Source organism: Sphingomonas sp. (assembly GCF_029239295.1).
Classification (GTDB): Bacteria; Pseudomonadota; Alphaproteobacteria; order Sphingomonadales; family Sphingomonadaceae; genus Sphingomonas.
Window position 1 is genome coordinate 1 of record NZ_JAQZBC010000014.1, and the last position, 24135, is coordinate 24135.

General features: G+C 64.2%; 20 protein-coding genes and 1 tRNA gene. 5 read left to right on the top strand and 16 right to left on the bottom strand.

The genetic code is table 11. The annotated features are described in order from the left end of the window. Positions 1 to 248 precede the first annotated feature (248 nt). The 8 genes from K0S66_RS13030 to clcA form a co-directional block, all read right to left on the bottom strand. Positions 249 to 1058: a sulfite exporter TauE/SafE family protein gene (locus K0S66_RS13030; protein ID WP_301075890.1), complete on the bottom strand. Its 810-nt coding sequence runs from the start codon at positions 1056 to 1058 to the stop codon at positions 249 to 251. 279 nt (positions 1059 to 1337) lie between these two features. Further along, complete coding sequence (locus K0S66_RS13035; protein ID WP_046408931.1) at positions 1338 to 1649, bottom strand: hypothetical protein; 312 nt, start codon at positions 1647 to 1649, stop codon at positions 1338 to 1340. A gap of 172 nt (positions 1650 to 1821) precedes the next feature. After that, complete coding sequence (locus K0S66_RS13040) at positions 1822 to 2472, bottom strand: HupE/UreJ family protein (RefSeq protein WP_301075891.1); 651 nt, start codon at positions 2470 to 2472, stop codon at positions 1822 to 1824. A gap of 22 nt (positions 2473 to 2494) precedes the next feature. Further along, entirely contained in the window at positions 2495 to 2875 is a 381-nt protein-coding gene (locus K0S66_RS13045; RefSeq protein WP_301075892.1) for a hypothetical protein, read from the bottom strand. After that, on the bottom strand, positions 2872 to 3636 hold the full coding sequence (gene scnC, locus K0S66_RS13050; RefSeq protein ID WP_301075893.1) for a thiocyanate hydrolase subunit gamma: 765 nt from the start codon (positions 3634 to 3636) through the stop codon (positions 2872 to 2874). The genes K0S66_RS13045 and scnC overlap by 4 nt, the downstream gene beginning before the upstream one ends. A 33-nt stretch (positions 3637 to 3669) precedes the next feature. Next, a complete protein-coding gene (locus tag K0S66_RS13055) occupies positions 3670 to 4581 on the bottom strand; it encodes an SH3-like domain-containing protein (protein ID WP_301075894.1) in 912 nt (303 codons plus the stop codon). A gap of 338 nt (positions 4582 to 4919) precedes the next feature. Next, a complete protein-coding gene (locus K0S66_RS13060; protein ID WP_301075895.1) occupies positions 4920 to 6962 on the bottom strand; it encodes a TonB-dependent receptor in 2043 nt (680 codons plus the stop codon). 834 nt (positions 6963 to 7796) lie between these two features. Next, positions 7797 to 9137 (bottom strand): H(+)/Cl(-) exchange transporter ClcA, encoded by a 1341-nt coding sequence (clcA, locus tag K0S66_RS13065; protein WP_301075896.1) that lies wholly within the window; start codon positions 9135 to 9137, stop codon positions 7797 to 7799. A 1123-nt stretch (positions 9138 to 10260) separates the two neighbouring features. Between clcA and K0S66_RS13070 the strand changes: the two genes are divergently transcribed. Together K0S66_RS13070 and K0S66_RS13075 are read left to right on the top strand one after the other, a co-directional pair. Further along, on the top strand, positions 10261 to 11643 hold the full coding sequence (locus K0S66_RS13070; protein ID WP_301075898.1) for a serine hydrolase: 1383 nt from the start codon (positions 10261 to 10263) through the stop codon (positions 11641 to 11643). 1097 nt (positions 11644 to 12740) lie between these two features. After that, entirely contained in the window at positions 12741 to 13277 is a 537-nt protein-coding gene (locus K0S66_RS13075) for a hypothetical protein (RefSeq protein ID WP_301075899.1), read from the top strand. Between the two features lie 27 nt (positions 13278 to 13304). On the opposite strand, the gene K0S66_RS13080 is transcribed toward K0S66_RS13075, so the two are convergent. The 4 genes from K0S66_RS13080 to K0S66_RS13095 all read right to left on the bottom strand — a co-directional run bounded on the left by K0S66_RS13080 (position 13305) and on the right by K0S66_RS13095 (position 16975). After that, entirely contained in the window at positions 13305 to 14015 is a 711-nt protein-coding gene (locus tag K0S66_RS13080; protein ID WP_301075900.1) for a Crp/Fnr family transcriptional regulator, read from the bottom strand. 97 nt (positions 14016 to 14112) lie between these two features. Continuing rightward, positions 14113 to 14235 carry a cytochrome bd-I oxidase subunit CydX gene (gene cydX / locus K0S66_RS13085; RefSeq protein WP_301075901.1) on the bottom strand — a complete coding sequence of 41 codons (123 nt, stop codon included), beginning with the start codon at positions 14233 to 14235 and terminating at the stop codon, positions 14113 to 14115. Between the two features lie 15 nt (positions 14236 to 14250). Continuing rightward, positions 14251 to 15390, bottom strand: coding sequence for a cytochrome d ubiquinol oxidase subunit II (gene cydB, locus K0S66_RS13090; protein ID WP_301075902.1), 1140 nt, complete (start codon positions 15388 to 15390; stop codon positions 14251 to 14253). A 16-nt stretch (positions 15391 to 15406) separates the two neighbouring features. Continuing rightward, positions 15407 to 16975 (bottom strand): cytochrome ubiquinol oxidase subunit I, encoded by a 1569-nt coding sequence (locus K0S66_RS13095; RefSeq protein ID WP_301075903.1) that lies wholly within the window; start codon positions 16973 to 16975, stop codon positions 15407 to 15409. 151 nt (positions 16976 to 17126) lie between these two features. On the opposite strand from K0S66_RS13095, the gene cydD reads away from it, so the two are divergent. Then, a complete protein-coding gene (cydD, locus tag K0S66_RS13100; protein ID WP_301075962.1) occupies positions 17127 to 18755 on the top strand; it encodes a thiol reductant ABC exporter subunit CydD in 1629 nt (542 codons plus the stop codon). Continuing rightward, on the top strand, positions 18752 to 20371 hold the full coding sequence (locus K0S66_RS13105) for an ATP-binding cassette domain-containing protein (RefSeq protein WP_301075904.1): 1620 nt from the start codon (positions 18752 to 18754) through the stop codon (positions 20369 to 20371). Before cydD ends, K0S66_RS13105 begins: the two co-directional genes overlap by 4 nt. 21 nt (positions 20372 to 20392) lie before the next feature. On the opposite strand, the gene K0S66_RS13110 is transcribed toward K0S66_RS13105, so the two are convergent. Then, positions 20393 to 21049 carry a helix-turn-helix domain-containing protein gene (locus tag K0S66_RS13110; RefSeq protein ID WP_301075906.1) on the bottom strand — a complete coding sequence of 219 codons (657 nt, stop codon included), beginning with the start codon at positions 21047 to 21049 and terminating at the stop codon, positions 20393 to 20395. A gap of 50 nt (positions 21050 to 21099) precedes the next feature. Next, positions 21100 to 22422 carry an oxygen-independent coproporphyrinogen III oxidase gene (gene hemN, locus K0S66_RS13115; protein ID WP_301075963.1) on the bottom strand — a complete coding sequence of 441 codons (1323 nt, stop codon included), beginning with the start codon at positions 22420 to 22422 and terminating at the stop codon, positions 21100 to 21102. Positions 22423 to 22556: 134 nt separating this feature from the next. Here hemN and K0S66_RS13120 point away from each other — a divergent pair, with 134 nt between their 5' ends. After that, positions 22557 to 23249: an OmpW family outer membrane protein gene (locus tag K0S66_RS13120; RefSeq protein ID WP_301075908.1), complete on the top strand. Its 693-nt coding sequence runs from the start codon at positions 22557 to 22559 to the stop codon at positions 23247 to 23249. 76 nt (positions 23250 to 23325) lie between these two features. Here the strand turns inward: K0S66_RS13120 and K0S66_RS13125 are convergent, their stop codons facing one another. Further along, a complete protein-coding gene (locus K0S66_RS13125) occupies positions 23326 to 23781 on the bottom strand; it encodes a PaaI family thioesterase (RefSeq protein ID WP_301075909.1) in 456 nt (151 codons plus the stop codon). 238 nt (positions 23782 to 24019) lie between these two features. Further along, positions 24020 to 24096: transfer RNA gene (locus K0S66_RS13130), tRNA-Arg, on the bottom strand. Positions 24097 to 24135 lie beyond the last annotated feature (39 nt).

The window sequence follows — 24135 nt, forward strand, 5'->3', positions numbered from 1 at the left end:
GAACAGCGCCAGCGCGGGCGTCATCATGAGGACCAGCGCCGTGCAGCCTAGCAGAAAGGCGGTATCGCCCGGTTCAATTCCTCTCATCAGCGCTTCCTCCAACTTTTACATCTTCGATTCCGAGGCCGGACTATGGTCGCGTAACGGATTCTATGAACTGCGGATCTTTCCTACTCTTTGCGGGCTGGGATGTTTTTTTACCGATCTCAAACAGTTGTGTATCTTCTGTGGCTAATCCGCCGTCCTGATCAGATGAGGCGCCGCAAAAGATCAATGCCGATGACAATTAGCAGCAGCGCATAGGTAAACTGCAAGGTTCGCTCGTTCATCTTGTGGCTGGCACTCACGCCGATCGGCGCGGCAACCATGACTGTCGGAACCATCACCAGGAATATGATAACGTCGACATAGCCGAGTGAGTAAGACGGAAGCTCCTTGGCATTCCAACCGCTGATGATGGCTCCGATTGAGGCCGCCGTGCCGGTGATCAGACCGGTCGCGGCAGAAATCGCGAGCGCGCGTTCCAGACGCATATTGAAGGCCGAGAGGATCGGTGTTGTTAGCGTGCCGCCGCTGGTGCCGGTCATCGCAGCGATTAAGCCGACGACCGAAGAGAGGCCGACCATCTTTGCGCCCTCTGGCGGCCGCTGGCCGAAAAAAAAGCGCCCGTGATTGAACGCGATGTAGAGACCTACCAGGACGATATAGATCGAAAACAGGGCCTGCAAAATCTCGGTCGACCCGAATGGCAGCAGGATCGATCCGATCACAACGCCGACAAGAAGGCCGACGGCCCAGGTCTTGAAAAATCCCACATCTAAATCGCCGAGCTTGTAGTGCTTGCGGCTCGAACTGATGGCGCTCGGTATGACGAGTGCCATTGAGGTCGCGGTTGCTACATGCATCATCACCGGATGGGCAACGCCGAGCCAGGGGAACAGGTAGATGAAGATCGGCATGCGGATGGTGCCTCCGCCGATACCGAACAAGCCCGCGAAGAAGCCCGATATCAACCCAACCACTATGAAAATCACGACGCGTAGGAGAACGTCATCCATCCGGTGGCCTCCTCTGCTCTTGCTTTCGAGCGCTGGTGCGGGTGATGCCTGCCGGCCCATGCCGGAACGGGTGCCTTAGCAGAGAGGGGGTAAACCGGCGCGCAGCCGTCACCTGCAATCGTTGAGCGCCAGATCGGTCGACAAACGCAACCAGCCTCGCCCGCTCTCTGCGCTCGGCTATTCCACGCCCAAGGCCCATCCCGCCAACCTCAGCAAGGCGCTCCAGCTTCGAACCGGATTATAGTCGAAGCAACGGCAGAGGCCGCATTCGTCATCGACCTACTCGTCTCTGAAGCATGCGATGTGAAATGACCGGGCCGCGGGCTTACCGCTCACGTCAAATGTATGCACCTGCATCTGACTTGGATCTTGCGTCAGTCCAACGGTTATGAAGCCGGGTTGGACTTCCTCTTCCATCGCGCTGCCGATCGTGCCCGCGAAGTTAGTCTTGGCCTCGCCCTGCAGCGGGATCTTCCAGCTGATCAGATATTCGTTGTCGCCCTTCTTTTCGCACTTGTCGATCATATAGCCACGCGCGATCGTGCCGTCGGATTTGATCACACAAGCCAATCGATTTTCGAACTTTGCCACGGTGCTTCTCCTGTTTTTTCCGCGCCGTCCGATGAGCCGGGGCATCTTCTGCCCTACGTCCTCGGCGCCAAATCACGGTGAGATCATCGTTACGGCGATGGACCTCAGGTTCATTGCCGTAACGATGAAGGGTCAGATCAACTAACGCGCATTCGGCCTGCGTCGCCGGCGGTCACAGCACGCCCGGAAACAGCACGCCTTCGATTTGTCCGACGAACAGCGCCAGCCCCATGCCAGCCACCACGCCGCCCGCTAGGCGCACATTCATTTGGCGAGCAGGGTGGCTGACCATCACCCAGCGGGTTACGAGACCAGCGAACAGGGCGATGGCCAATTGGATAAGGGTGAAGCCAGTGAGATAGGCGACGAGCGGCATCTCCTGCGCGCCTAGGATCGACCCGCCGTACGCCCACCCATGAAACAGCCCTGCGCCCGCAAAGAGCGTGCCGAGCATGATAGCGGGAAGCTGGCGATTGGTGGCGATGATTGCGCCGAGCAGCAACACAGTCGCAGCGATGACCAGTTCGGCGACGGGCAAGTTGATGCCGGCGACATGCACCAGGCATCCCCCAACGGCTCCGACGACGAAGGAGACCGCCAGCGGCCACAGGCGGCCAGCCAAGGCGGCTGCAATACCGACGGCGACGACGAAGGCGAAGTGGTCAATACCAATCACCGGGTGCCCCAGACCGGAAAGCAGGCCGTCCCCGAATGTCATCGGAGTCTGACCGCCTGTCGGGTGATGGGCGAATGCCGGGGTGCCCGCCAGAAAGAGAGACGCTGCACAGGCGGCACGTATAGCGTGAGAGCGATAGTTTGCCATGATAAGTCTACCTCTTTGGGTCCTACACGGCTTCGAGCCGGTCCCGGACGGTGCGAATTTGGCGGGCGAGTTCTTCCTCGGTCACCAGACCTCGACTGAGCATGATGTGCGCGAGTGAGAGCAGCTGGCGTTCGGGGTTGGGGATCTCGCTGTACACCGTCTCCAGCTCGTCCTCAGCGTGACGGCGCTCAAGCGAATCTAGCGCGCCGACCGCCGACAGAGCGTCGCAGGTCGCATCGAGGCAGACCTTCCATGGCGGTTCCGGGTTGGTCACCGACCAACGCGCCGCCAGCCGGTCCCAGGTTTGATCCTCGTCCTGAAGCGCCTCGAGCAACTCGACAGGCCTCAGGTCAACGTGCTGCCCCTCGCCGTGACCGTGAGCGGCGCCGCTCGCCCCACTCATCGCGCTGCCTCCGCCGGCCTGCCGCCGCTATGCACCGGCCGGCTGGCCTTATGGATCGGCCTGGGCCCGTCCGATGTCCTGCCGGGCTTCGGTTGAGCAATGCCGATCATGCAGTCGCGCGTGACGATTTCGGCGAGTTGATCCTCCGACCAGCCCTCCGTGCCCTCGGGCCGCACGGGCAGGACCATGAAGCGGCTCTTCGCGTTGGAATCTTCCACCCGCACCTCGACTTCGGACGGAATGACCAATCCGAACTCCGCCAGCACCTGGCGTGGCCAGCGAACGATCCTGCGGCGGTAATTGGGCGCGCGGTACCAATAGGGCGAGTGGCCCAGCAGGGGACGTGGATAGCAGGAGCACAGCGTGCAGACGATGACGTGATGCAGCGTCGGCGTGTTTTCCAACACGGTCAGGTGCATATAGTCGCTGGTGGTGCCAAAGCCGCTCGGCTCGGCCCAGTCGACGCCCACTTCCTTGCTGGCATTCAGCGGGTCGGAAAAAACCCGGGCCTTGTATTCGGGGTCCAGCCAGGCCTTTGCGACCATGCGCGAACCTGCGGCCGGCGATCTTGCATCGTTCCATTCGGAAAAAACGCGGTGATCTTCGGCAGTGAACAGGCCTTTCTCGATGGCCAGTTCACGAACGGCTAGCTCCAGAACTTCGAAGTCGGAAATCTCATCAACCATCGGGGCGGCTCCCGGATGGTCGTGACCATCGTCGTGCGAATGGTCGTGGTCGCCATGATTGTGTGTCGTCGCCATATCCTGCTCCTATGACTAGGGCTAAGTCTTCAGTTACTCGACGGGCTCGAGCCACATGTCCGGATATTCGCTTTGAAGCGTGTCGTTTTCGAACGGATATTCCGCCCAAAGCTCCTTCTGTGGAAAGCGGACGATGTAATATTGCTGCTGTGGCTGATCGTAGCGGTCCCAAGCCTCGTCGGCGGGAACAAGGTCCGGATAAGTCAGAGCAGCGATCGTGCCCGTCATGTTCCGGGCATACATCTGTGTCCGGGTGTAGAAGATCGCCGGCAAATCCTTCACGCGTACCTTGTCGCCCACTTTGAAGCGGCCCGGCAGGGTCTCACCCGTGGGCTCCCATGGCGGCTTTGGTCCGTAGTCGGGACGCCCGCCGGTCCGGGCCCGACCGGGGTTTCCGTTATGGGTGGTAATGTTGACGTGAGCGCCCGCGCTCACGTTTGACCTAGCGTGTCCGTCGCGGGCGGCGTTGACGCCCAGCCGCTCCCGAACCTCAGCAATCTTCTCCTGCAGCTCGAGCAGCGAAATGTAGTTCTTGTCGACCAGCATCTTCGCTGCGCCCCAGATCCAGCGCGCATTGTAAGGAAAGCCATAGTAAAGCGTCATGCCGATATCATTGGCATAGCGGCGGCGCCGTTCTTCGGCGTTCCACATGCCCCTGAATCCTAATACCTCGCAGGTGATGTAGACGTTGTTCTCCCACTCCTCATCCTCTTTCTCTTCGAATATTTGAGGAGGGCATGGCTGTCCGCCGACATCATGTGTCGGCCAGATATAGGATTCGTAAAGCGTGTGCGGGACCTCATAGGGCCAATCCCGCTCTTTATGGATCGCCGGCATCAATTGCGTACCGGTTTCGTAGATATGCCGGGTTTCTGAGGGTGACGGCATCGCGCTATCTCCGTTGTTTCGAGTCGAAACTGGCAGCTCTGCATCGATCGCGATCATTCGCTTGAGCAACGCCACAATGTTGCGTCGCCAGCCCGATCTCGCACGGAGCGAACCCACTCCCGCCAAAGCTGCTGGTGGCGTCTTTTTTTTCTAGGAGGGGTGAACCACGCGCTAAATACGCAACTTCACTAATGCCGAGAAATAGCGACAAATTCATTGAGAATTGACTGTTGCGTCTCGAAGCCAAGCACCCCCTCCGACTACCCCTCGCGGGAGAGCGTCATGCGGCCAGCTTCATTCCTGGATCGCGCATGCAAGAACGAAACTGCTCCTGACTGGAGGGCGAAGCATCATGATTGCCCTGCTTCCTGTCTCACGCTGCGGAGCGCGCATAATCAGAACTCGGCGCGAACACCCAGACGCAGCGTACGCGGTTCGACCACACGGCTCAGGCGGCCTTCAACCGGCCCGTCTTGGTCAAACGATGGGATATAGGACTCGTAGAAATAGACTATGTCCTTGTCCCGGCTGTTCAGGATGTTGAGCAGCTCGCCATAGACCTGGAACCGTCCGATCTTCCGCGCCGCGCGAAAGTTGAACACGGTGCTTCCGCCATCTCTGACGCTATTGTCCTCGATCAGCGGATAGGGCCCAAGATGGCGTAGACGCAGGCTGGCCTCCCATGGGTCAAGCACAAGAGCGATGCCGGCAGACGCCGCATCCTCGAACGCATTGGGGATCCGGTCGCCATTGTCATACCGTGAGCGGCTGGCCGTGTAGTTGCCGTCAATCGCCAGCCAGCGCAGCGGCCGCCAGAACGCAATCAGTTCATAGCCGCGCCGCTTGCTCGCGCCGGTCGGCTCGACGGCGTTAGAATCGCCGACGAAGCGCAGCTCGCTGTCCACGTCCAGCCACCAATACGTGGCGGTCACCGTCAGCGAGGACAATTGCCAGCGCGCGCCCACTTCCTTGCCCTCGCCGCGCACCAGCACCGGCACGGGCGTTTCGATATTCACCGCGCCGCGAACGTCGTTGGAGTGAAAACCCCGCCCCCAATTGCCGTACAATTCCAGGTTCGGCGTCAGCGAATAGGCGACCGAGGCCTTGGGGGAGAGGATGGAATCATGCCCATTCCCCGTGCCGGCCTGCGCTGCGGCCTCGTCGCGTGCACGGACGGAATAATGGTAATAATCACCGCGCAGGCCGCCGATCAGCCGAAGGCCAGCCAGCGGCTCCCACGTCGCCTCGCCATAAAGCGCGGCCGACGCTTCCTCGACATGGTACCGGCCGAGCGAGAACAGAAACCGGCGCTCACTCGTGCGCGACACACCGACATTACCGATATGATCATATCGCGCCTCTGTGCCGAGCGTGAGCGTCAGCGCCTGGGACACCGTCCAGTGCTTCTCGCCGCGACCACCGATGATCCATCGCCGGTCGAATTGGCGGATCTGCGCGCTGGTCCCGTCCGGGTCGGTATAGGTCGGGTTGGACGTCATCGCCCAGTCGTAGAACTGGCCATAGATGTTCGCGCGCCAGTCCGTCTGGCGGAACGCGATATTGCCGACCAGCCGTGTGGTGCGCCCGCGTGCGGACGGATCGGGCGAACAGAAGACATCGGGGCAGATCGGCGATCCGATGACTCGCTCGGGGATCTGCTCAGTTGGACGCCATGTCGCGTGATAGGCATTGAGCGACGCTTCGATCGTTCCCTCGCCAAGTGGCGCGACATATTTGGCAAAGCCGGACGCGTGGCGAAGATGCTCTGGCTCCTGCCACGGCCCGTCATAGATTTTCGCTTGGCCGGCGAGCGTCAGCTTGCCCGCGCCAAGCCCGTCGGTCGTCCCGCCCGCCGCCAGCCGAGCATAGCCATAGGAACCGCCTTCCAGCGACACCCACGGGGCATCGAAGCTCTCGATCGTCGTCATATAGGCCGCGCCGGCCAGCGCGAAGTCGCCGCCATCGGCGCGGTACGGCCCTTTGCGGAAATCCTCCCGCGCAATGATCTCCGGGATCAGGCCGTTGAGGTCGAGATAGCCCTGACCGTGGCCATGGGTCCTCAGGTTCATCTGCACGCCATCGATGTAGGTGGTGAAGTCCGACCCGTGATCCAGGTTGAAGCCGCGCAGAAAGTACTGGTTGGCCTTGCCGCTGCCGGAATGCTGCGCGGCCACCATGCCGGGCACTGCTTCAAGCAGTTCCGAGACGCGCAGCAGCGGCCTCACCAGCAGGTCCGCACCAGCCACAGTCCCCTCGCTGGCGGCATGGGCAACGCCGATCTTCGCCTCCCCGCGACCAAAGACCACGATATCGGCACCCGCCGGCTCGGTCGACGCCGGCGTCGGCTTGGCTGCTGGCTGTCCGCTCAGCTGAGCCTCGGCCGGTACGGTGAAAGCGCAAGCCAACGCCGCCAGACACCCCCTGAAGATAGTCTTCATCGACCTTCCTTGGTGTGGGAAAGAGTTCAGCGATTGTGCCCCGCCGATCTCGTGCTTCGATGATTCGACAGGAGAGGAGAGAGGTTCCCAGCGACGATCAATGTAGTACGACAAAGGATGACTCCGCGCGCTAGGAGGAGAAATTCGGCGTTAGGCAGTATGTTCATCAACGCAGTGCGCTGTTCGTTAAGCTTAATCGTCGAATACTTCTCAACGAGCATATGATACTCGTCGATTCGTGACTTTACGTATGATTACAGATAACCTTTCTGAAATACGCGCTCCTAAATCCCCCTATTGTTCTCTTTGGAGGCTGGTGGGAGGGTTGAGCCTCTTCAACGATGCGGTTCACCTAGCAAGGCCAACTCACGTCTTCATGTGAGTGCCGCTTTCCTTCCACTTGAAATGCTATCGCCACAAAAGCGGCATGAGGATGGGCATTCCGCAACCATTTCGCCATTGATCAAGAGGCGCGATCGTCATTGCCTACTGCTTAGCAAGGGAAAGCTGCGACCCCGGGGCCATTACAGCGTCTGTCAGGTCCCGCGCCGATGCGGAACTTTAGCGGCTATGCGGGATACGTTCATGAAGCTCGCGCGGCCCGACGCTTTTAGATTTACCCGCCACCACCCGCCAAGACCGCTGCCCCACAGCCTTCTTTCCCTGCCATCGCGCTCGCCGCCACGTTCATCAGCTGCTTCCATCAGCGAGTCCGCTGATGGAAGCGACTGCCGCACCGACCCGCTAGAAGCCACAGGCCAAGCTGAAAACCGTATCGCTTCACCTTCGTCTTTCAGGGAGCCCTTTAGGGCCAAGAGCGCGCGCAGGAGCGCGTCATGCCTTCTTTACGCCTCGGTGCGGCTGGTTGGCGCCGGCCTGCGTGAGGGTGCGGTCGAGTAGCTGTTCGTAGATTGGCCTGCCTCCCAGCCCGCGCGCCACTAGGCTGGCGGACAAGCAGGTGGCAACGAGCGGCAGCGTGACTGCGTAGGCGCCGGTCAGCTCTAGTGTCAGCACCACCCCGACCATCGGCGAGCGGACTGAAGCGGTGAACAGCCCGCCCATCGCAGCGATGGCAAATGCGCTGGAAACTGGAGTGCCTGATGGAACGATCATGTGAACCGCCCCGGCAAAAGCCAGTCCGATGCAGGCCGCCAGAGATAGGATGGGCGCGAAGATACCACCGGGCGCGCCGACCGAATAGCTAGCAATTGTGGTGCAGAAGCGGATTGCCGACAACACCAGCAGCGCGAATGTGCCGGGGTTCGCGCGGGCCCACTCAGGGATTAATGCCTCTCCGCCGGTCACTGCGTCCGGCATCAGCGCCAGCAGCACGCCGACCGTCAGTCCGACCGCAGCGGGGTAGAGATATGGTGCTCTCTTTCCCAACGCGCCCGCCAGGGCAAGGGCACGGAGAATGCCGGCGTTGAGCAGAACGCCGATCCCGCCCAGCAAGCATCCGAGCAGGACGAATAGCGGAAGGGTGCTGAGCGGCATCTCGGTTGCCGGCATGGAGAGATCTGCACCTGTGCCGCCGATCAGCTGGGTCATGACTGTCGCCAACAACGCCGCCAGGATAACCGCCATGTAGGTGTCAAATCGATAGGGAAACTGGCGCCTCGTCTCCTCGATCACGAACAGAACCCCGGCAACGGGTGCATTGAAGGCACAGGCAAGGCCAGCCGCCGCTCCAGATGCGAGCAGGCCACTTTGCCCGGTCGCGTCCAGTCTGAATCGCCCCGCAAGCATGGACGCGATCGATGCGCCGATATGGATCGTTGGCCCTTCGCGCCCCAGCACTAGGCCCCCACCGATCGCGGCGATTCCGCCGAAGAACTTGACCGGCAGCACCCTTGCCCCATGCACTTGCCGGAGCCCAGCCATCGCCCCTTCCACTTCCTGAACGCCGCTGCCACCGGCTTCCGGCGCGAGATGGCGGACCAACGCCACTGCTGTGACCGTCGCGATCATCGTGAGGAGCGCAGCTGTCGTCACCAGCAGGAAGCCACCCAGCTGCGACCGAAGCAGCATTGGCCATTGCTGAAGCGAATTGAGCGAGAGGTGGAACAACGATCCGATGGTGCCGGTCACCACCCCCACTATCGTCGCGAGGACAAGATAGTGGAACAAAGCTCCACGAGCTTCGGCTGCCGATTTTGCCGGAATAGGGTCGTTCATGTGCCCACCCCATGAGTTCACATCGTTGCGGCAGCAGGCACCAACGTTGCTTAACTCCACTGGTTCATCGGGCGGGCCGATGCACGGTGAAGTGAATGCCCGCGCGCTGCCCGTTTCAAATGTCGTTGATCACAGCCAGAAGGTGAACGTGGCGGCGCGCGCCAAGGCAGAGAAGAAGACGGAGGTAGTAAGGGATCGCGTTAACGGAGCGATCCGCGCCGAACCTAAACCGTTCTCGCCCCCTACTAGGCTCAGCTGCTCACAGCGCGCCTTGAGCGCAATGGATGAGTGGCGGCTTTCACAATGATTGTGGAGGGAAGCGGACGCCGCCCGAAGGGTCGTTCCGACTGAACTTCCTGCGTCGCCGATAGCTGAACCATACCGATCTCGCGCCGTGCAACGCGAGCTGACGCGGCTGGAATAAGCGATAAGCGCTTCTTGTCTGCTCTCCAGTCCTCGTCCTAGATCGCTTTGCTGATGCGGTCGCGAGTGCTCCGGCGCGCTGTAGGCCGTCAGCCCCTAACCCGCCCGAAAACAGTCGGGCGAACGATGAGCCGCCGCGCCAGATGCAGGGCTTGGCGGGAGCGGGATAACTCGCGAGCCCCAGCTATCTTCGCTGTCATCTGCTCCTAGACCGGCAGCTTGGGGCTTTCGCCACCTCGGCCCGCAGACGTCGGAACCGCAGCGCATGGGCGCGGTCGGTTGATCTACCTATTCTTGCGGGTTCGAGGCAGGAGTAGTGTGATGAGCGTAGCCGAAGGTGACCGTTGTCAATGCGGGCACCACGCCGGGAGTGCTAGGTGGAGAACGACCGTGCTCGACATGTCCAACCCTCCGCCCTGAACCAAGGACGCCCTCACCCTCCGCTATGCGCATGTCCTGCGGACAAGCTGGCCGGTCTGATCGAGTTCGGTCAGGCAACCCGCCCGATCTCAATCCCCGCGGGTTGAACTTGATCGCTGGGGTGACGAAACACCATCTCTTCGATGATCTGTTCCCCGAATAGCACCGTATCTTCAACCAGCAGGTATTCCTGACTGCAGGGATAAGCGCTTCCTTCCCGGGTGCCGGAATAATGGCGGCGTCCCGGGGAAGGCACCGACTTGGACAGGAGAATTCTTCAATGTCGTGGTCAATTATTAGGGCGTCGCGTCCGCTTGCCGCCTTCACTTTTTCATTGATGCTCGGCACCGCCGTGGCCGCTCAGGAACAGACGACCTCGCTCGGTGGTGGCTCGCAGAAGGCGCCTTTGTCGGCGGCGGCATCCGACCCGCGCGTGATGGGCTGGATGCAGGGATTTCCCCCGCCCAAGGACAAGCTGATCATGCAGCCGCAATCCGATTACTTCAGCTTTCCCAAGCTGCGCTGGTCGGTCTGCCACATTCGCCAGCTGCTGCCGACGGTGGAGATCAACCGTGGCCTGAAAGACGCCATTCCGCTGACGTATCTGCCGCCGGCGGAGCTTGCACGAACGGCAAAGACGATCAACGCGCTGGCGTTCACCCCGCTCAATTCGAACAAGCCGATGACATGGGAGCAATCGCTTGGCGTCAACTACACCGATGGCATGTTGATCTTCCACAAGGGGCGGGTTGTCTATGAGTGGTATTCCGGCTGCCTGGAGCCGGACGGCAAGCATGCCGCCATGTCGATGACCAAGTCCATGACCGGGCTGTTGGCGGAAATCCTGGTCGCGGAGGGTAAGCTCGATCCGAATGCACTGGTGACCCGCTACGTGCCGGAAGTGGCAAAGAGCGCCTTCGGCACCGCGACGGTGCGCGAAGTGATGAACATGACGACCGGGCTGGATTACTCGGAGGATTACGCCGATCCCAACGCAGGGGTATGGAAATATGCCGCTGCCACCAGCCCCCTGCCAAAGCCCGCCGGATACAAGGGGCCGAACGGCTATTTCGAGTTTCTGGAACAGATCAAGCCGGAGGGGAAGAACGGCGAGGCCTTTCACTACAAGACGCCGAATGCTGACATGCTCGGCTGGATCATTTCGCGCGTTAGCGGCAAATCCGTAGCGAACCTTGCGTCCGACCGGCTGTGGCGGCGGATGGGCGCGGAGCAGGACGCCTATATGACGGTGGACGCCTATGGCACGCCGTTTGCCGGCGGCGGGCTTAGTGCGGGATTGCGCGATGTCGGCCGGATCGGGCTCCTCGTGCTGAACGAGGGGGTGATCAACGGCGAGCGGCTGTTCCCCGCCGCGGCGGTGCAGGCGCTCCGGGCTGGGGGCGATCCGAAGAAGTTCGGAACGGAATATCCAGCGCTCATTGGTGGTAGCTACACCGGCCTGTGGTGGATCTATCCGGGCAACGGCAAGATCATCGCTGCACGCGGCGTCTATGGCCAGACGATCTATGTCGACTTCGACACCGACATGGTGCTCGTCAGGTTCGCGTCGATGCCGAACGCCGCCAACAATCTGAACGACCCGACGTCACTGCCGGCGTATCGCGCGGTCGCCGCGTATCTGAGATCGCTGCCTCATAGGTGACACGTGGGACGCCGTATTGGTAAGGGTCAGGACGCGCAGATGTTCTTCCGCATGCCGCGAGGGCGATTCTGCCTGCTTTCTCTTAGTTCTTTCAGCAAGAACACAGCACGCCGGCTCGATTTTTAATAGATGAACGGCGGCTTTCGGGATTAAGCGTCGGCCGGCCGAACGACTGAAATTGGGCGCTTTGCAGACCTAGCACTTCTCACAATCAGCGCGGCGGTTCTAGGTACGGGAGCGGACCGGCGGCTTTCCGTGGAGAGCATCCCGGTACGGGGCTTTCGGTAAGTGAAGCCGGGCTGCCGAAGCAGCACTGATACCAGCGCGCCTGCATGTCGCTCGGCTTCACGCCGCTTTGGCAAGTCTCCACCTGAGCTCTCGGGCTTCGTGGCGATCCTTTCGGCCATATGGACGAGCTTGGCGGCTCAGCGTTCCTACGGCAACGCTAAGCAACTCAGCCCGGCCCAGGGTCGGAGTGTAGCTGCCGCCTCCGGCGGTTGCGCTCGTTCAAGCTCGAAGTGAACTTCGAGCTTGAACGAGCGCTGCGATGAATAGCACTTCTATGCCACGCGACTTAGCAAGCCAGAGTCCGGCCTAACGAGACGTCCGAGTTACGTAAACACTGTACCGTGCCGAACCCAGGGCCAGGGCCGAATGTTTACGAAAGATCTCTACTGAGAGCATGGTTTCAACGATTTAATGAGGAAATACGCGCATTTCGAGACAATGTTTACGGTATCCACCGTCACATACTGTCAGTAACGCGCCGGGCAACCGAGTGACGATGGACGGGGCAGTGCCGGGCTGAAGGGCCTGCCTGCCCCGTTTCCTTTTTGGTGGCCCTTTCCTCTTCTCTCTCCGGCCCCGATCGCGCGCTCGGGCGACAAGCCCGGAGCAAGCTTCCGATCGAGAGAGAAGCTGCAAAGCCGGCCCGTGTCAGGTCGGCTCCCGTCCGACGGCATCCCCGCCAATCACCTCCACATCATCAGCGGTCATCGCACCGACGGCTGCGTTATGCCCCGCCGGATCGTTTGATCGCCGTCAATGCCTGTTCCTTCGCGCTCGATAAGGTGCGCCGAGAAGGAGTTTTGCGCGTGATGAGGCATGATCGCTCTGCCGGGCTTGTGGTCGCGTTCTCGCGCGGATGGCAGGTCGTGCAGGAGGTGGACCTGATGCGCATCGTCGCTGATCATGCGAGCGTCGCGGCGCTGTGCGATGCGCTGGAGAAATGCGCCGACGCCCTCCCCGCCCGGCCCGATGAAGCCACCGCCGCGCGTCTGTGCGCGGGGCTGGAGCGAGTGACCGCCGCGAGCCAGGCCGACGAATGGGCGCTCGCCACGCTGCTACGATCGATCGCCACCGACGATCTCCCCGTCGCGCTGCTTCGGCTGATCGATGCACGACGGTCGGCCAACGCCGGCTATGCGCAAGAGCTTCTCGGCGCGCTTCGGCCCGGTGACGGCGACCAGCATACCGATCCACATGTGCTGGGCTATATGCTGCGTTGCTTCTTCACCGGCTGCCGATCCTCGATCGAGCTGGAACAACTCGCAATCCTGGCAGTGGCGCATCATCGCCTCACCCCGGACGGCCGGGCGTTGCTGGTCGACGCACTAAGCAGGCGCGCGGCTTAGACCGCGCCGCCCGTTAACCGTCGCTCGTCAGGCCGCCTGGGCGCGCTGTTCGAGTGCACCCTGGTCGGCGATGGTGATTCCCCGGCCGCCCGGCAGCGCGATCACGCCCGCGATCTTCAACTTCGTCATCTGACGGCTAACCGTCTCGATCGTCAGCCCCAGCACGTCGGCGATCTGCCCACGCGTCAGCGGCAGGTCAAAGGTGAGCGGCCCACCGGGCGTGGCGCGGCAGCCGGTCGTGCCGGCGCGAGAAGCCATGTCGAGCAGGAAGCCCGCGATCTTCTCCTCCGCCGACTTGCGCGCCAGCGTCAACATCCGCCCGCGCGCCTCGTTCAGGGCGCGCAGCGTGCGCTGAAGCAGCAGATGCTCCATCCGCGCATGATCCTCCAGCACCCGCTCGAAGGCGAGCCGCGGAAAAACGCACAATTCGGCATCGGTCAGCGCGGTGACCGTGAAATCGGCCTGATCGGCATAGGGATGGCCAACGAAATCGGCCGCATAGAGCAGGCCGACGATCTGCTCGCGCCCGTCTGCGGTCGAGGCAACGAGCTTCAACACGCCGGACAATAGATTGGCACAGATGACGCTCTCGTCGCCCGCCCAGACGACGGTCGATCCGCGCGGCACGCGGCGGCGCTGCCCAATCGAATTGAGCGCGACGAGTTCCTCGTCGTCGAGGCTACCGCACAGCGCCTGATCGCGCACGGCGCAATCCGCGCAAATGTCCCTGGAGAGCATGGCCGGCGCTATAGATCGGCGGCGCCCCGCTGTCGCCCCTGCCCCACATGCAAAACAGGCCGACGCGGTTGCAGCGCGTCGGTCCGTCTTTTCGCACTTAACGGCGCGCCGGCGCCTCTTCGTCATCCTCGATCGGCAGATGGAATTCATGCCAGATGCCGTTGAGGATGCCAAAGCCCACCGCGAGGCCGAGGCCGAGGACCCAGGTGAAATACCACATGATATCAGCCTCCTGTCAGTAGAAGTCGGGGTTGGTGCGAACGTCTTCCGTCGTCACCCGGCCGAACATCACCTTGTATGCCCAGGCGGTGTAGGCGAGCACGATCGGCAGGAAGACGGCTGTCACGAACAGCATGATGCCCAGCGTCCGCTGCGTCGACGACGCGTTCCACACCGTCAGGCTGGAATGCGCGTCGATGCTGGACGGCAGGATGAACGGGAACATCGAACAGCCGACGGTGGCGATGATCCCGAGCGCGGCGGAGGAAGACCCCGCGAACGCCAGCGCCTCTGCCCCGCGGCGAATGCCGACAAATGCCAGCGCCGCGCCGGCAAAGCCCATCAGCGGCGCTGCCACCATCCAGGGATAAAGCGCAAAGTTGGTCAGCCAGCCGCCGGACACCTGCTCGGCGGTGGTGCGCAGCGGATTGGACGGCCCAAACGGATCGACCACGCTGGTGATGCGATAGCCGACATTGCCATAAGCGACGAAGGCGTAGCCGGCGGCGAACAGCAGGATGGTGGCGATCGCCGCGATGCTGCCGATGGCTCGCGCACGGTCGTGCACCGCGCCGCGCTCGACCTTGATCGCCAGCCACGCCGCGCCATGCAGCACCAACATCGCGAGCGACAGCAGGCCGCACAGCAGCGTGAAGGGGGTGAACAGGTCAAGGAAGCTGCCCTCGTAGAAAGAACGCAGGTCGCTATCGATGCGGAAGGGGGCGCCCTGAAGGACGTTGCCTACCGCCACACCAAACACCAGCGCGGGCACGAAGCCGCCGACGAACAGCGCCCAGTCCCAGCGCGTCCGCCATGCGGGGTCGGGCCGCTTGGACCGATATTTGAACCCGACCGGGCGCAGGATCAGCGCCGACAGCACCACGAACATCGCCAGGTAGAAGCCTGAGAAACTGACGGCATAGACATGCGGCCACGCCGCGAAGATCGCACCGCCACCCAGAATGAACCACACTTGGTTCCCCTCCCAGGTGGGGCCGACGCTGTTGATGACCATGCGCCGCTCGGCATCGGTCTTGGCGACCCAGGGTAGCAGCGCCGCTACCCCAAGATCATACCCGTCGGTCAGCGCGAAACCGATAAGCAGCACGCCCATCAGCGCCCACCAGATGACGCGCAGCGTCTCATAGTCGAACATGGTTCGATCCTTTCGTTCAGGCGGTAAGGGGCACGGCGGGGATTGCCCCCGGTGCGGGCTGATCCGGCTCACGCTCGTCCGGGCCGTGCTTGATCGCGGCGAGGACCAGGCGCACCTCAATCACTGCCAGCGCGCCATACAGCGCGGTGAAGCCCGCAATCGTGGTCCACAAGGCGCCACGTGTCAGCGTACTATGCGCCAGGAAGGTCGGCAGGACGCCCTCGATCGCCCATGGCTGGCGGCCTAGCTCCGCGACGACCCAGCCCATCTCCGCCGCAATCCACGGCAAGGGTATGGCGGCCACCGCAAGCTTCAGGAACCAGCGGCTGTGCAGATGCAGACGTAGCGAGCACAGGACGAACGCCGCACCGAACAGTGCAATCATGGCAAAGCCAATCAGCGCCATGACGCGGAAGCTCCAGAACATCAGCCCGACGTCAGGCACCGTGTCCCAGGCCGCAGCCTCGATCTGCGCCGGCGTGGCGGTACGCGGATCGTCCAGATGCCGCTTCAGCAGCAGGGCATAGCCGAGGTCGCGCTTGTGCGCCTCGAACCGGGCGCGCTGCTCGGCATTGGTGGGATCGGTCTTGAGCCGCTCGACGGCGTCATAGGCGACGATGCCCGACGTGATCCGATCCTGCGCCTTCAGCACCAGTTCGGACATGCCGGCGACAGTACCGTCCAGGCTGCGGGTGGCGATCAGCCCCAGCAGCCACGGGATCTCGACCTTGTAGCGGGTCTCGCGCGCAACGGAGTCGGGATAACCGATCAGCGTCAGCCCGCTGGGCCCAGGCTCAGTGTGCCAGACCGCCTCGATCGCGGCGAGCTTCATCTTCTGGTTATCGGTCAGCGCATAGCCGCTCTCATCGCCCAGCACGACGACTGACAGCGAGGAGGCAAGGCCAAAGGCTGCCGCCACTGTCATCGAACGGCGAGCGACGGGGATGAAGCGGCCCTTCAACAGATAATAGGCCGACACGCCCAGCACGAGCGTGGAGGCGATGACATAGCCTGCGCTGACGGTGTGGACGAACTTGGCCTGTGCGATCGGATTGAACAGCACCGCGCCGAAATCGCTCACTTCCATCCGCATCGTCTCGGGATTGAAGGTCGCGCCGACCGGATTCTGCATCCAGCCGTTGGCGATCAGGATCCACAAGGCCGACAGGTTGGTGCCCAGCGCCACCAGGAAAGTGACGATCAGATGGCCCAGCTTCGACAGCCGTTCCCAGCCGAAGAACATGATGCCGACCATCGTCGCTTCGAGGAAGAAGGCCATTAGCCCTTCGATCGCCAGCGGCGCGCCAAAGATGTCGCCGACATAATGCGAAAAGTAGGACCAGTTGGTGCCGAACTGGAATTCCATGGTGAGGCCGGTCGCCACACCCAGCGCAAAATTGATGCCGAAGATCTTGCCCCAGAAGCGCGTCGCCACCCGCCAGACTGGGCGGTTCGTCATCACATAGATCGACTCCATGATGACGAGCATGAACGACAGGCCGAGGGTAAGCGGCACAAAGAGAAAGTGGTACAGCGCGGTCAGCGCGAATTGCAGCCGCGACAGGTCTGTGACCCCGAGGTCCATTGAAATGTCTCCCCCGTGGGGACGGAAAGCCGACCCCTGGATGGGGGCGCGGTAGGACCATGGCGCACGCGCAACATTGACCGTGGTCAAAGACGGCGACCTGTTCCGCGCCGACCTGCCGGGAATGACCTCGACCTCATCGACCAAGACCATGGCGCGCACGCGCGGCCGCTGGCTCACTGCCGCCGCCGGCAAGGGGGCAGGACGCGCCGGCGCCGTGCTGTTGCTGGATACGGTGGCCGCGATCGGCTTTGCCGGCGGGCTGGCGGGGGGCGTGGTGGCAGTCCCGCACGGCATCGCCGCCGTTCTTCCCTGGGCATTGCTGGTCGCCATCTCCGGGGCCGCGCGCGGGCTTTGCGCGATGGCGGCGGCGCGGATCGGCGCGGCGGCGGCGGAGCGTGCCAAGGCGCAGGTTCGCGCCCGCGTGATCGACGCCGCGCTCCATCGTGCGCCCGGCGCGGCGACCACGATGGGCGGCTGGATTACCGCCGCCGTCGACGAGGTGGAGGCGCTCGACGGCCATGTCGCGCGCTTCCTGCCGGCGCGACTTGCCGCGGTGCTGGCCCCGTTGCTGGTGCTTGGCGCGACGGCGATCGCCAGCCCGGTGGCGGCCGCGATCCTGCTGGCGACGCTGATCCCGTTCGTCATTGCCATGGCGCTGGCTGGCGGCGCGGCAGCGGACGAATCCCGCAGGCAGTTCGTGGCGCTGTCCCGCCTTTCCAGCCGGTTCGCCGACCGGGTGCGCGCCCTGCCGGTGGTGCTCGCCTTCGGGGCCGAACAGCGGGAGGCGGCGGCACTGGGCCGCGCAGCGGACGAACTGGCCAAACGGACGATGCGCGTGCTGCGCGTCGCCTTCCTCACCTCCGCCGCGCTCGAATTCTTCGCCGCGCTGTCGGTCGCGATGGTGGCGGTCTATTGCGGCTTCAACCTGCTCGGCCAGTTGCCCTTTCCGGTGCCGGAGCAGCTCGACCTCGGCCGCGCCTTCTTCGTGCTGGCGCTCGCCCCCGAATTCTACGGTCCGATGCGCCGGCTGGCGGCCGCCTACCACGACAAGCAGTCGGCGGAGACGGCGGCGGAGCGGCTGATGGCACTCCCTGCCCCATCGGCCACGCCGCGCCCCCGCCGGGTCGCGGCGCCTCCGGCGCTGGCGTTTGTCGGTGTTTCCATCCGCTATCCGGAAAGTGACCGGCCCGCCGTTGCGCGCGCCTCGTTCACAGTGGAGCCGGGCCAGACCGTTGCGCTCGTCGGACCTTCCGGCAGTGGCAAGTCGAGCCTGCTGCACCTCCTGCTCGGCCTTGCTCCACTGGAGAGCGGCACGGTGCTGGTAGACGGCGTTCCGCTCGATTCGATCGGGACGATCGCGCCGCTGGCGAGCTGGGCTGGCCAGCACCCGCTGCTCCTCGCCGGCACCATCCGCGACAATGTGCTGCTGGCGAACCGGCCGGCCACCCCGCAGCAGCTCGCTGTCGCGGTGGAGGCGGCCGGGCTCGGCCCCATGCTGGCGCGCCGGCCGAACGGGCTGGAAAGCGTCATTGACCCGCGCGGCAGCGGGCTTTCAGGGGGTGAGCGGCGGCGGATCGCCCTCGCACGCGCCCTGCTGAAACCGGCGCCGGTACTGCTGCTGGATGAGCCAACCGCACACCTCGACCACGCCAGTGAAACCGCGCTGATCGCCACCATCGCTGCGGCCTGCCGTGGGCGCACCACGCTGATCGCCACGCATAGCGAGCGCCTTGCCGCCATTGCCGATCATGTCGTCCGCCTGGGAGATACCGAATGATCCTCGACCAGTTGATCGCCGCCGAACGGCGGGCGCAGCGCCGCCTGCTCGTCCGCGCGGCGGCGTTCGCGGCGCTGGTCGCCGCCGCCTCGGTCGTTCTCCTCGGCCTGTCTGGGTGGTTCATCACCGCGGCGGCCATCGCCGGTGCTGCCGGGCCAGCGGCGGCGCTAGCCTTCAATTACATGCTGCCCTCCGCCGGCATCCGCCTGCTGGCGATCGTCCGCACGGGCGCCCGTTACGGCGAGCGGCTGGCGAGCCATGAGGCCGCGTTTGGCGCGCTCGCACGCATTCGACCCGCGCTGTACCGCGCACTGGGTAGCGCTCCGATCGAGCAGTCACTGGCGCTCGGCACCGGCGAGGCGACTGCGCGCCTGGTTGACGACGTGGGCGCTATCGAGACGCGCTTCGTGCGCTTGTCCGCCCCCTGGGGCGTGGCCGCCGCGCTCGGAGCGGGGCTGTGCCTGATCATTCTGGGCGGGCTTCCTGCCGCGCTGTCGACCGCCGCCTGCGCTGGCGCGACGCTGCTGGGTGCTGCCGGTCTGTCGCGTCGCATGGATGAGCCCGGCCGCGCCGTTCAGCAGGCGGCGGGCACGCTGCGGGAGGAAGTCGCACGGCTGGTCGATGCCGCTCCCGAACTGCGCTGCTTCGGGCTGGAGGCATGGGCCGCCGAGCGGATCAATGTCGAGGCAGCCGCTCTCGGCAAGGCGCAGCGTGCGCATGGAAACGCGGCGGGCTGGTTCGAATGGCTCCACGCGACCGGCATCGGCATCGCCACCGGCAGCACGCTGGTGCTCGCCGCCCCGGCGGGCGCGCCGATAGCCGCGCTCGCCGCGCTGGCCGCCGCGATGACACTCGATGGTCTTGGCCCGGTGCTGCGCGCGATGATCGAACAAGGTCGCGTGCGCGAGGCGGAGGCGCGGCTCGATACCGTGTTGAGGGCAGGCGCCCCGGCGATCGTCGCGTCGCCGATCGACAGCAGCGCACCCACGATCATGCTAACGGCGCCGCTTTCCACCACCCTTTGTCCGGGCGATCGCATCGCGTTGGTCGGCCCCTCCGGCGCGGGCAAGACGACGGTGCTGGAAACGCTGCTCGGCTTGCGTCCCCTCGCGCGCGGTCAGATCACGTTCGACGGCGAAGATGCCGCGACCATTTCCCCTGCGCGGCTGCGGCACTACTTCGCGTGGGCGCCGCAGGATGCTGAGCTGCTCTCGGGCACGGTGCGCGACAATCTGCTGCTGGCGGATCCCGCAGCGACGGATGAGACGCTGTGGCATGCGCTGTTCGACGCTTCCATGGACGGTCGGGTGCGCGCGCTGGGCGGGCTGGACGCATGGGTGGGAGAGAATGGCGCGCGATTATCGGGCGGCGAGCGCCGCCGCCTGGCACTCGCCCGCGCCTATGTCAGCCCGGCCCCATGGCTGCTGCTCGACGAACCGAGCGAGGGACTGGATGCGGTAACCGAACAGATGGTCGCGACCCGCCTGACCGATCGGCTGGATCGTACCGGCCGGGGACTGCTGCTGGTCAGTCATCGCCGGGCGATGGTCGCCGGCTGCGATCGTCGGATCGAACTGGCGCCCGGCAACGACTTCCGCGCGCTACGGGCAGCCTGAGCCGGATGCGCGCGCCGCGGCTCAACCGGCGATGCGCGCCAACCCGGCGGGGTCGAGCAGGCGTACCTGCCGCCCACCCGGCAGCGCTATGAGCCCGGCGGATTTCAGCGCCGTCATCTGTCGGCTCACCGTCTCGATCGTCAGCCCGAGTATTTCGCCCACCGCGCCGCGTCCCATCGGCAGCTCCACCTGGTCGCCGGTGCCCAGCCGGCGATGCATATCGAGCAGGAAGGCGGCGACCTTCTCGGGTGCATGGCGCCGGCCCAGCATCAGCATCCATCGGCGCGCCTCCGTCAGCGTTCCCATCGCCTGCCGCAGCAACAGCGCCTCTGCGCCCGGTTGCGCGGTCAGCGCGGGCTCCAGCGCGCGGCGCGAATAGAGGCACAGGTCAGCATCGACCAGCGCGATCACTGTCTCGCTCGCCTGTTCCACGAACAGTTCGCCGACGAAATCACCGGGGAAGAGCAGGCCGACGATCTGCGTCCGTCCATCCAGATCCTCGCGCACGACCTTCAGCACGCCCGATACCAGATTGGCGCACACGCTGCTGGGGTCGCCGGCCCAGATCAGCACCTGCCCTGCGTGCAGCGTGCGTCGTCGTCCGATCGCATGCAGCGCGGAGAGTGCGCCGTCGGTGAAGCTTGCACATACCGCGACCTCGCGCGCGGCGCAGGCCATGCAGCGTGGGGTGGCGCAGCCGGGATCGTTCGCCGCAAGGCGCACCGCCGTCACACCGCGCTGCTGAAGCGGGCGGGCTCCTGTCCTCGATAGGCGTCGAGCGTGGCAGCGATCACCCGCGAGTACGGCCGCGCGCCTTCCTCCAGCACCAGCCGGTCGCCCTCCCACCGAGCCAGCCCACGCTCAACAAACGGAAGCAGCCGCGAGCGCAGCGCGGTGCGCTCGGGATAGTCGGACAGCTCCGCTACGCCGCGCGCGAGGATCGCCTCGATGGCTCGGCCGCGCATCCGATCTTCCGCGCTGCGCCACAGCCCGCGAGTCGTCGCAAACCGACCCGAACCGATCGCCAGATGATAGCGTCCGGTGTTCTTCTCATTCTGTAGCAGTCGATCGGGAAACTCGCTGATCGCACTGGCACCCAGCCCGATGAGCGTTGCGGCCTGATCCTCGGTGAACCCCTGGAAATTGCGCCGCAGCGTGCCCGCCTCGGCCGCCATCGCCAGGGCGTCCTCTGGTCGGGCGAAATGATCGAAGCCGACCGCCCGGTATCCGGCGCCGGTCAATGTGTCGTGCGCCAGTTCGGCGTGGCGAAACCGCGCCGCTGCGTCGGGCAACATGCTGCCGTCGATCCGCCGCTGCCGCGCGATCAGATGCGGCACATGCGCATAGCCGAAAACGGCGAGCCGCTCCGGCGCCATGGCGAGGGCAGTGTCCAGAGTCGCACGCAGGCTGTCATCGGTTTGCCCGGGCAGGCCGTACATCAGGTCAAAGTTGATTGAGGAGATGCCGCCATCGCGCAGGATGGAGACCGCCTCTTTGATTTGCGCCTCGGGCTGAACCCGTCCGATCGCCGCCTGGATCGCGGGATCGAACGTCTGCACGCCAAGGCTGCCGCGGGTGACCCCCGCGGCTCGCAGGACGGCCGCCCATTCGCTGCCGAACCCGCGCGGATCGATCTCCACGGACAGGATCGCATGGTCGCAGCGAAACGCCGCGCGGACATGTTCGACAAGGTCACTGAAGGCATCTGCGGAGATGGCGTTGGGGCTCCCGCCACCAAAGGCAATTCGTCCGATCCGACCGCGCCCGTTCAGCCGACGCGCGACGAGCGTGATCTCCTCGCGCAGCTGCGCCATATAGTTCGACAGCCGCGCGCTCCGGTTCGCCGCGCCGGTGTTGCACCCGCAGTACCAGCAGATCTCCCGACAATAGGGGATGTGCAGATAAAGCGAGATCGCCTCGTCCGGTGCGACACGATCGAGCGCTGCCGCCATGTCATCATGCCCCACCGTGTCGCCGAACTCGGCGGCGGTTGGATAGCTGGTGTAGCGCGGTACCGCGCGGGCGAGCAGGTCGGGATGATAGGTCCACATGCTCGCGGCGTGCGCGACCGCGCATCGCCAATCCTTGATCGCGGTCAAAAACTTGTTTGGCGGCGATCAACGCCCGCCCCGCATCGCCGCCCTAGGCCGCTTGCATTCGAACACATGATGCAAGGGGAACGACGATGACGAAGCGGATGCTGGCGGTGCTGGGCGCGATGCTCGCCGGCGTGGCGGCGATGCCCGCTGAGGCGCAGGACGACGCGGCCGAGCGGATCGGCACGCGGGCCGGTGACGTACTGCTGCGGGCGCGCGCCATCACGGTCGCGCCGAACGAGCGGTCAGGAAGCATCCTGCCCGCCTTCCCAGGCGAAAAGGTGCTGATCGACAACAGCGTCATGCCCGAACTCGACCTTACCTATATGGCGACGGACAACATCGGCTTCGAACTGATCGCCTCGACTACCAAGCACCACGCCGATGGGCGCAGCGGCACCACCGGCTCGATCGGGCGCTTGGCATCCACCTGGGTGCTGCCGCCAACGCTGACCGTGCAATATCACTTCATGCCGCGGTCCACGGTGCGGCCCTATGTCGGTGCCGGGATCAACTACACGATCTTCTGGAACGAAAAGGCGTCGTCCGGCCTCGAGGACGCGGTCGGCCGCACCCGCGTGCACATGAGCGACAGCGTCGGCTGGGCCGCACAGGCGGGGATCGACATCGACCTGTGGCGCAAGGTGTTCCTCAACCTCGACGTCAAATACATCGATATCGACACGACCGCCCGGCTCGATACCGCCGCGATCGGTACGCAGAGGGTGCGGCTGAACGTGGATCCGCTGGTCTTCGGTATTGGGCTGGGCCTGCGTCTCTGACCCGCGCCGCCTTCCTTACCGACGCTCCAGCCGTGGCAGTCCATCCGGGCTGCCACGATGGGGCAGGTAATGCCGCTCACCCCGCCGGCAGAGTGTAGCCGACCGTCGCCTGCGCCACGATGCCGGCCTCGCTGCCTTGCCAGATCCTGACGTCCACCGTCACCAGCCGCCGCCCCATCTTCAGGATGCTCGCGTCCGCAACGATCCGCTCGAATCGGCATGCGCGAAGAAAGCTCATCGTCAGCGTGTGCGTGACCGCCATCAGCATCGGGCCGGTGTGCGCCAGGATGACGGCATAGGCGACATGATCGGCCAGCGTCATCAGCGTGGGGCCTGAGACGATATTGCCCGGCCGCGCCATCGCCGGGGTCGGATCCAGGATCATCCGCGCGCTATGGCGCCCAAGCGCCTCAACGACGCCTGCCTCACCCGTCCGGCCGGGAAAGGCTCCCGCAAGCAGCGCGCGCAGTTCTTTCACCGACAGAATCGGTTCGCCTTGTCCTTCGCCCCGCGCTGTGTCGCCCTGCCCCATTTCCAAAATCCTCCGTGACGGCCGGTCATCCGGCTCCCGATCCGGCTTTGGCAAAGCGGTAGCAGGCCGAGAAGGGGTTTTGCGCTTCATGGGCGGCGCGTCTCGCACCAGGGAAAGGTGCGGCATTCGCCATTGCGCAAGGGGCGGGTCAGGCTGTAACCGGCCGATTGGTCCGGAAACGAAAAAGGGGCGGCTTTCGCCACCCCTTGTTTCCTCCAAACATCCCTTTTGGGGAAGTTGGCGCGCCCGGAACGATTCGAACGTCCGACCCTCAGATTCGTAGTCTGATGCTCTATCCAGCTGAGCTACGGGCGCGTTGGAGTGGCGCTGATAGAAGCGACTTTTGGATTAGGC

Coding starts and splice junctions, on each gene's coding strand:
- K0S66_RS13030 (WP_301075890.1), bottom strand. CDS start 1,058: ATGGATGACGTTCTCCTACGCGTCGTGATTTTCATAGTGGTTGGGTTG.
- K0S66_RS13040 (WP_301075891.1), bottom strand. CDS start 2,472: ATGGCAAACTATCGCTCTCACGCTATACGTGCCGCCTGTGCAGCGTCT.
- K0S66_RS13045 (WP_301075892.1), bottom strand. CDS start 2,875: ATGAGTGGGGCGAGCGGCGCCGCTCACGGTCACGGCGAGGGGCAGCAC.
- scnC (WP_301075893.1), bottom strand. CDS start 3,636: ATGGCGACGACACACAATCATGGCGACCACGACCATTCGCACGACGAT.
- K0S66_RS13055 (WP_301075894.1), bottom strand. CDS start 4,581: ATGATCGCGATCGATGCAGAGCTGCCAGTTTCGACTCGAAACAACGGA.
- K0S66_RS13060 (WP_301075895.1), bottom strand. CDS start 6,962: ATGAAGACTATCTTCAGGGGGTGTCTGGCGGCGTTGGCTTGCGCTTTC.
- clcA (WP_301075896.1), bottom strand. CDS start 9,137: ATGAACGACCCTATTCCGGCAAAATCGGCAGCCGAAGCTCGTGGAGCT.
- K0S66_RS13070 (WP_301075898.1), top strand. CDS start 10,261: ATGTCGTGGTCAATTATTAGGGCGTCGCGTCCGCTTGCCGCCTTCACT.
- K0S66_RS13075 (WP_301075899.1), top strand. CDS start 12,741: ATGAGGCATGATCGCTCTGCCGGGCTTGTGGTCGCGTTCTCGCGCGGA.
- K0S66_RS13080 (WP_301075900.1), bottom strand. CDS start 14,015: ATGCTCTCCAGGGACATTTGCGCGGATTGCGCCGTGCGCGATCAGGCG.
- cydX (WP_301075901.1), bottom strand. CDS start 14,235: ATGTGGTATTTCACCTGGGTCCTCGGCCTCGGCCTCGCGGTGGGCTTT.
- cydB (WP_301075902.1), bottom strand. CDS start 15,390: ATGTTCGACTATGAGACGCTGCGCGTCATCTGGTGGGCGCTGATGGGC.
- K0S66_RS13095 (WP_301075903.1), bottom strand. CDS start 16,975: ATGGACCTCGGGGTCACAGACCTGTCGCGGCTGCAATTCGCGCTGACC.
- cydD (WP_301075962.1), top strand. CDS start 17,127: ATGGCGCGCACGCGCGGCCGCTGGCTCACTGCCGCCGCCGGCAAGGGG.
- K0S66_RS13105 (WP_301075904.1), top strand. CDS start 18,752: ATGATCCTCGACCAGTTGATCGCCGCCGAACGGCGGGCGCAGCGCCGC.
- K0S66_RS13110 (WP_301075906.1), bottom strand. CDS start 21,049: ATGGCCTGCGCCGCGCGCGAGGTCGCGGTATGTGCAAGCTTCACCGAC.
- hemN (WP_301075963.1), bottom strand. CDS start 22,422: ATGTGGACCTATCATCCCGACCTGCTCGCCCGCGCGGTACCGCGCTAC.
- K0S66_RS13120 (WP_301075908.1), top strand. CDS start 22,557: ATGACGAAGCGGATGCTGGCGGTGCTGGGCGCGATGCTCGCCGGCGTG.
- K0S66_RS13125 (WP_301075909.1), bottom strand. CDS start 23,781: ATGGGGCAGGGCGACACAGCGCGGGGCGAAGGACAAGGCGAACCGATT.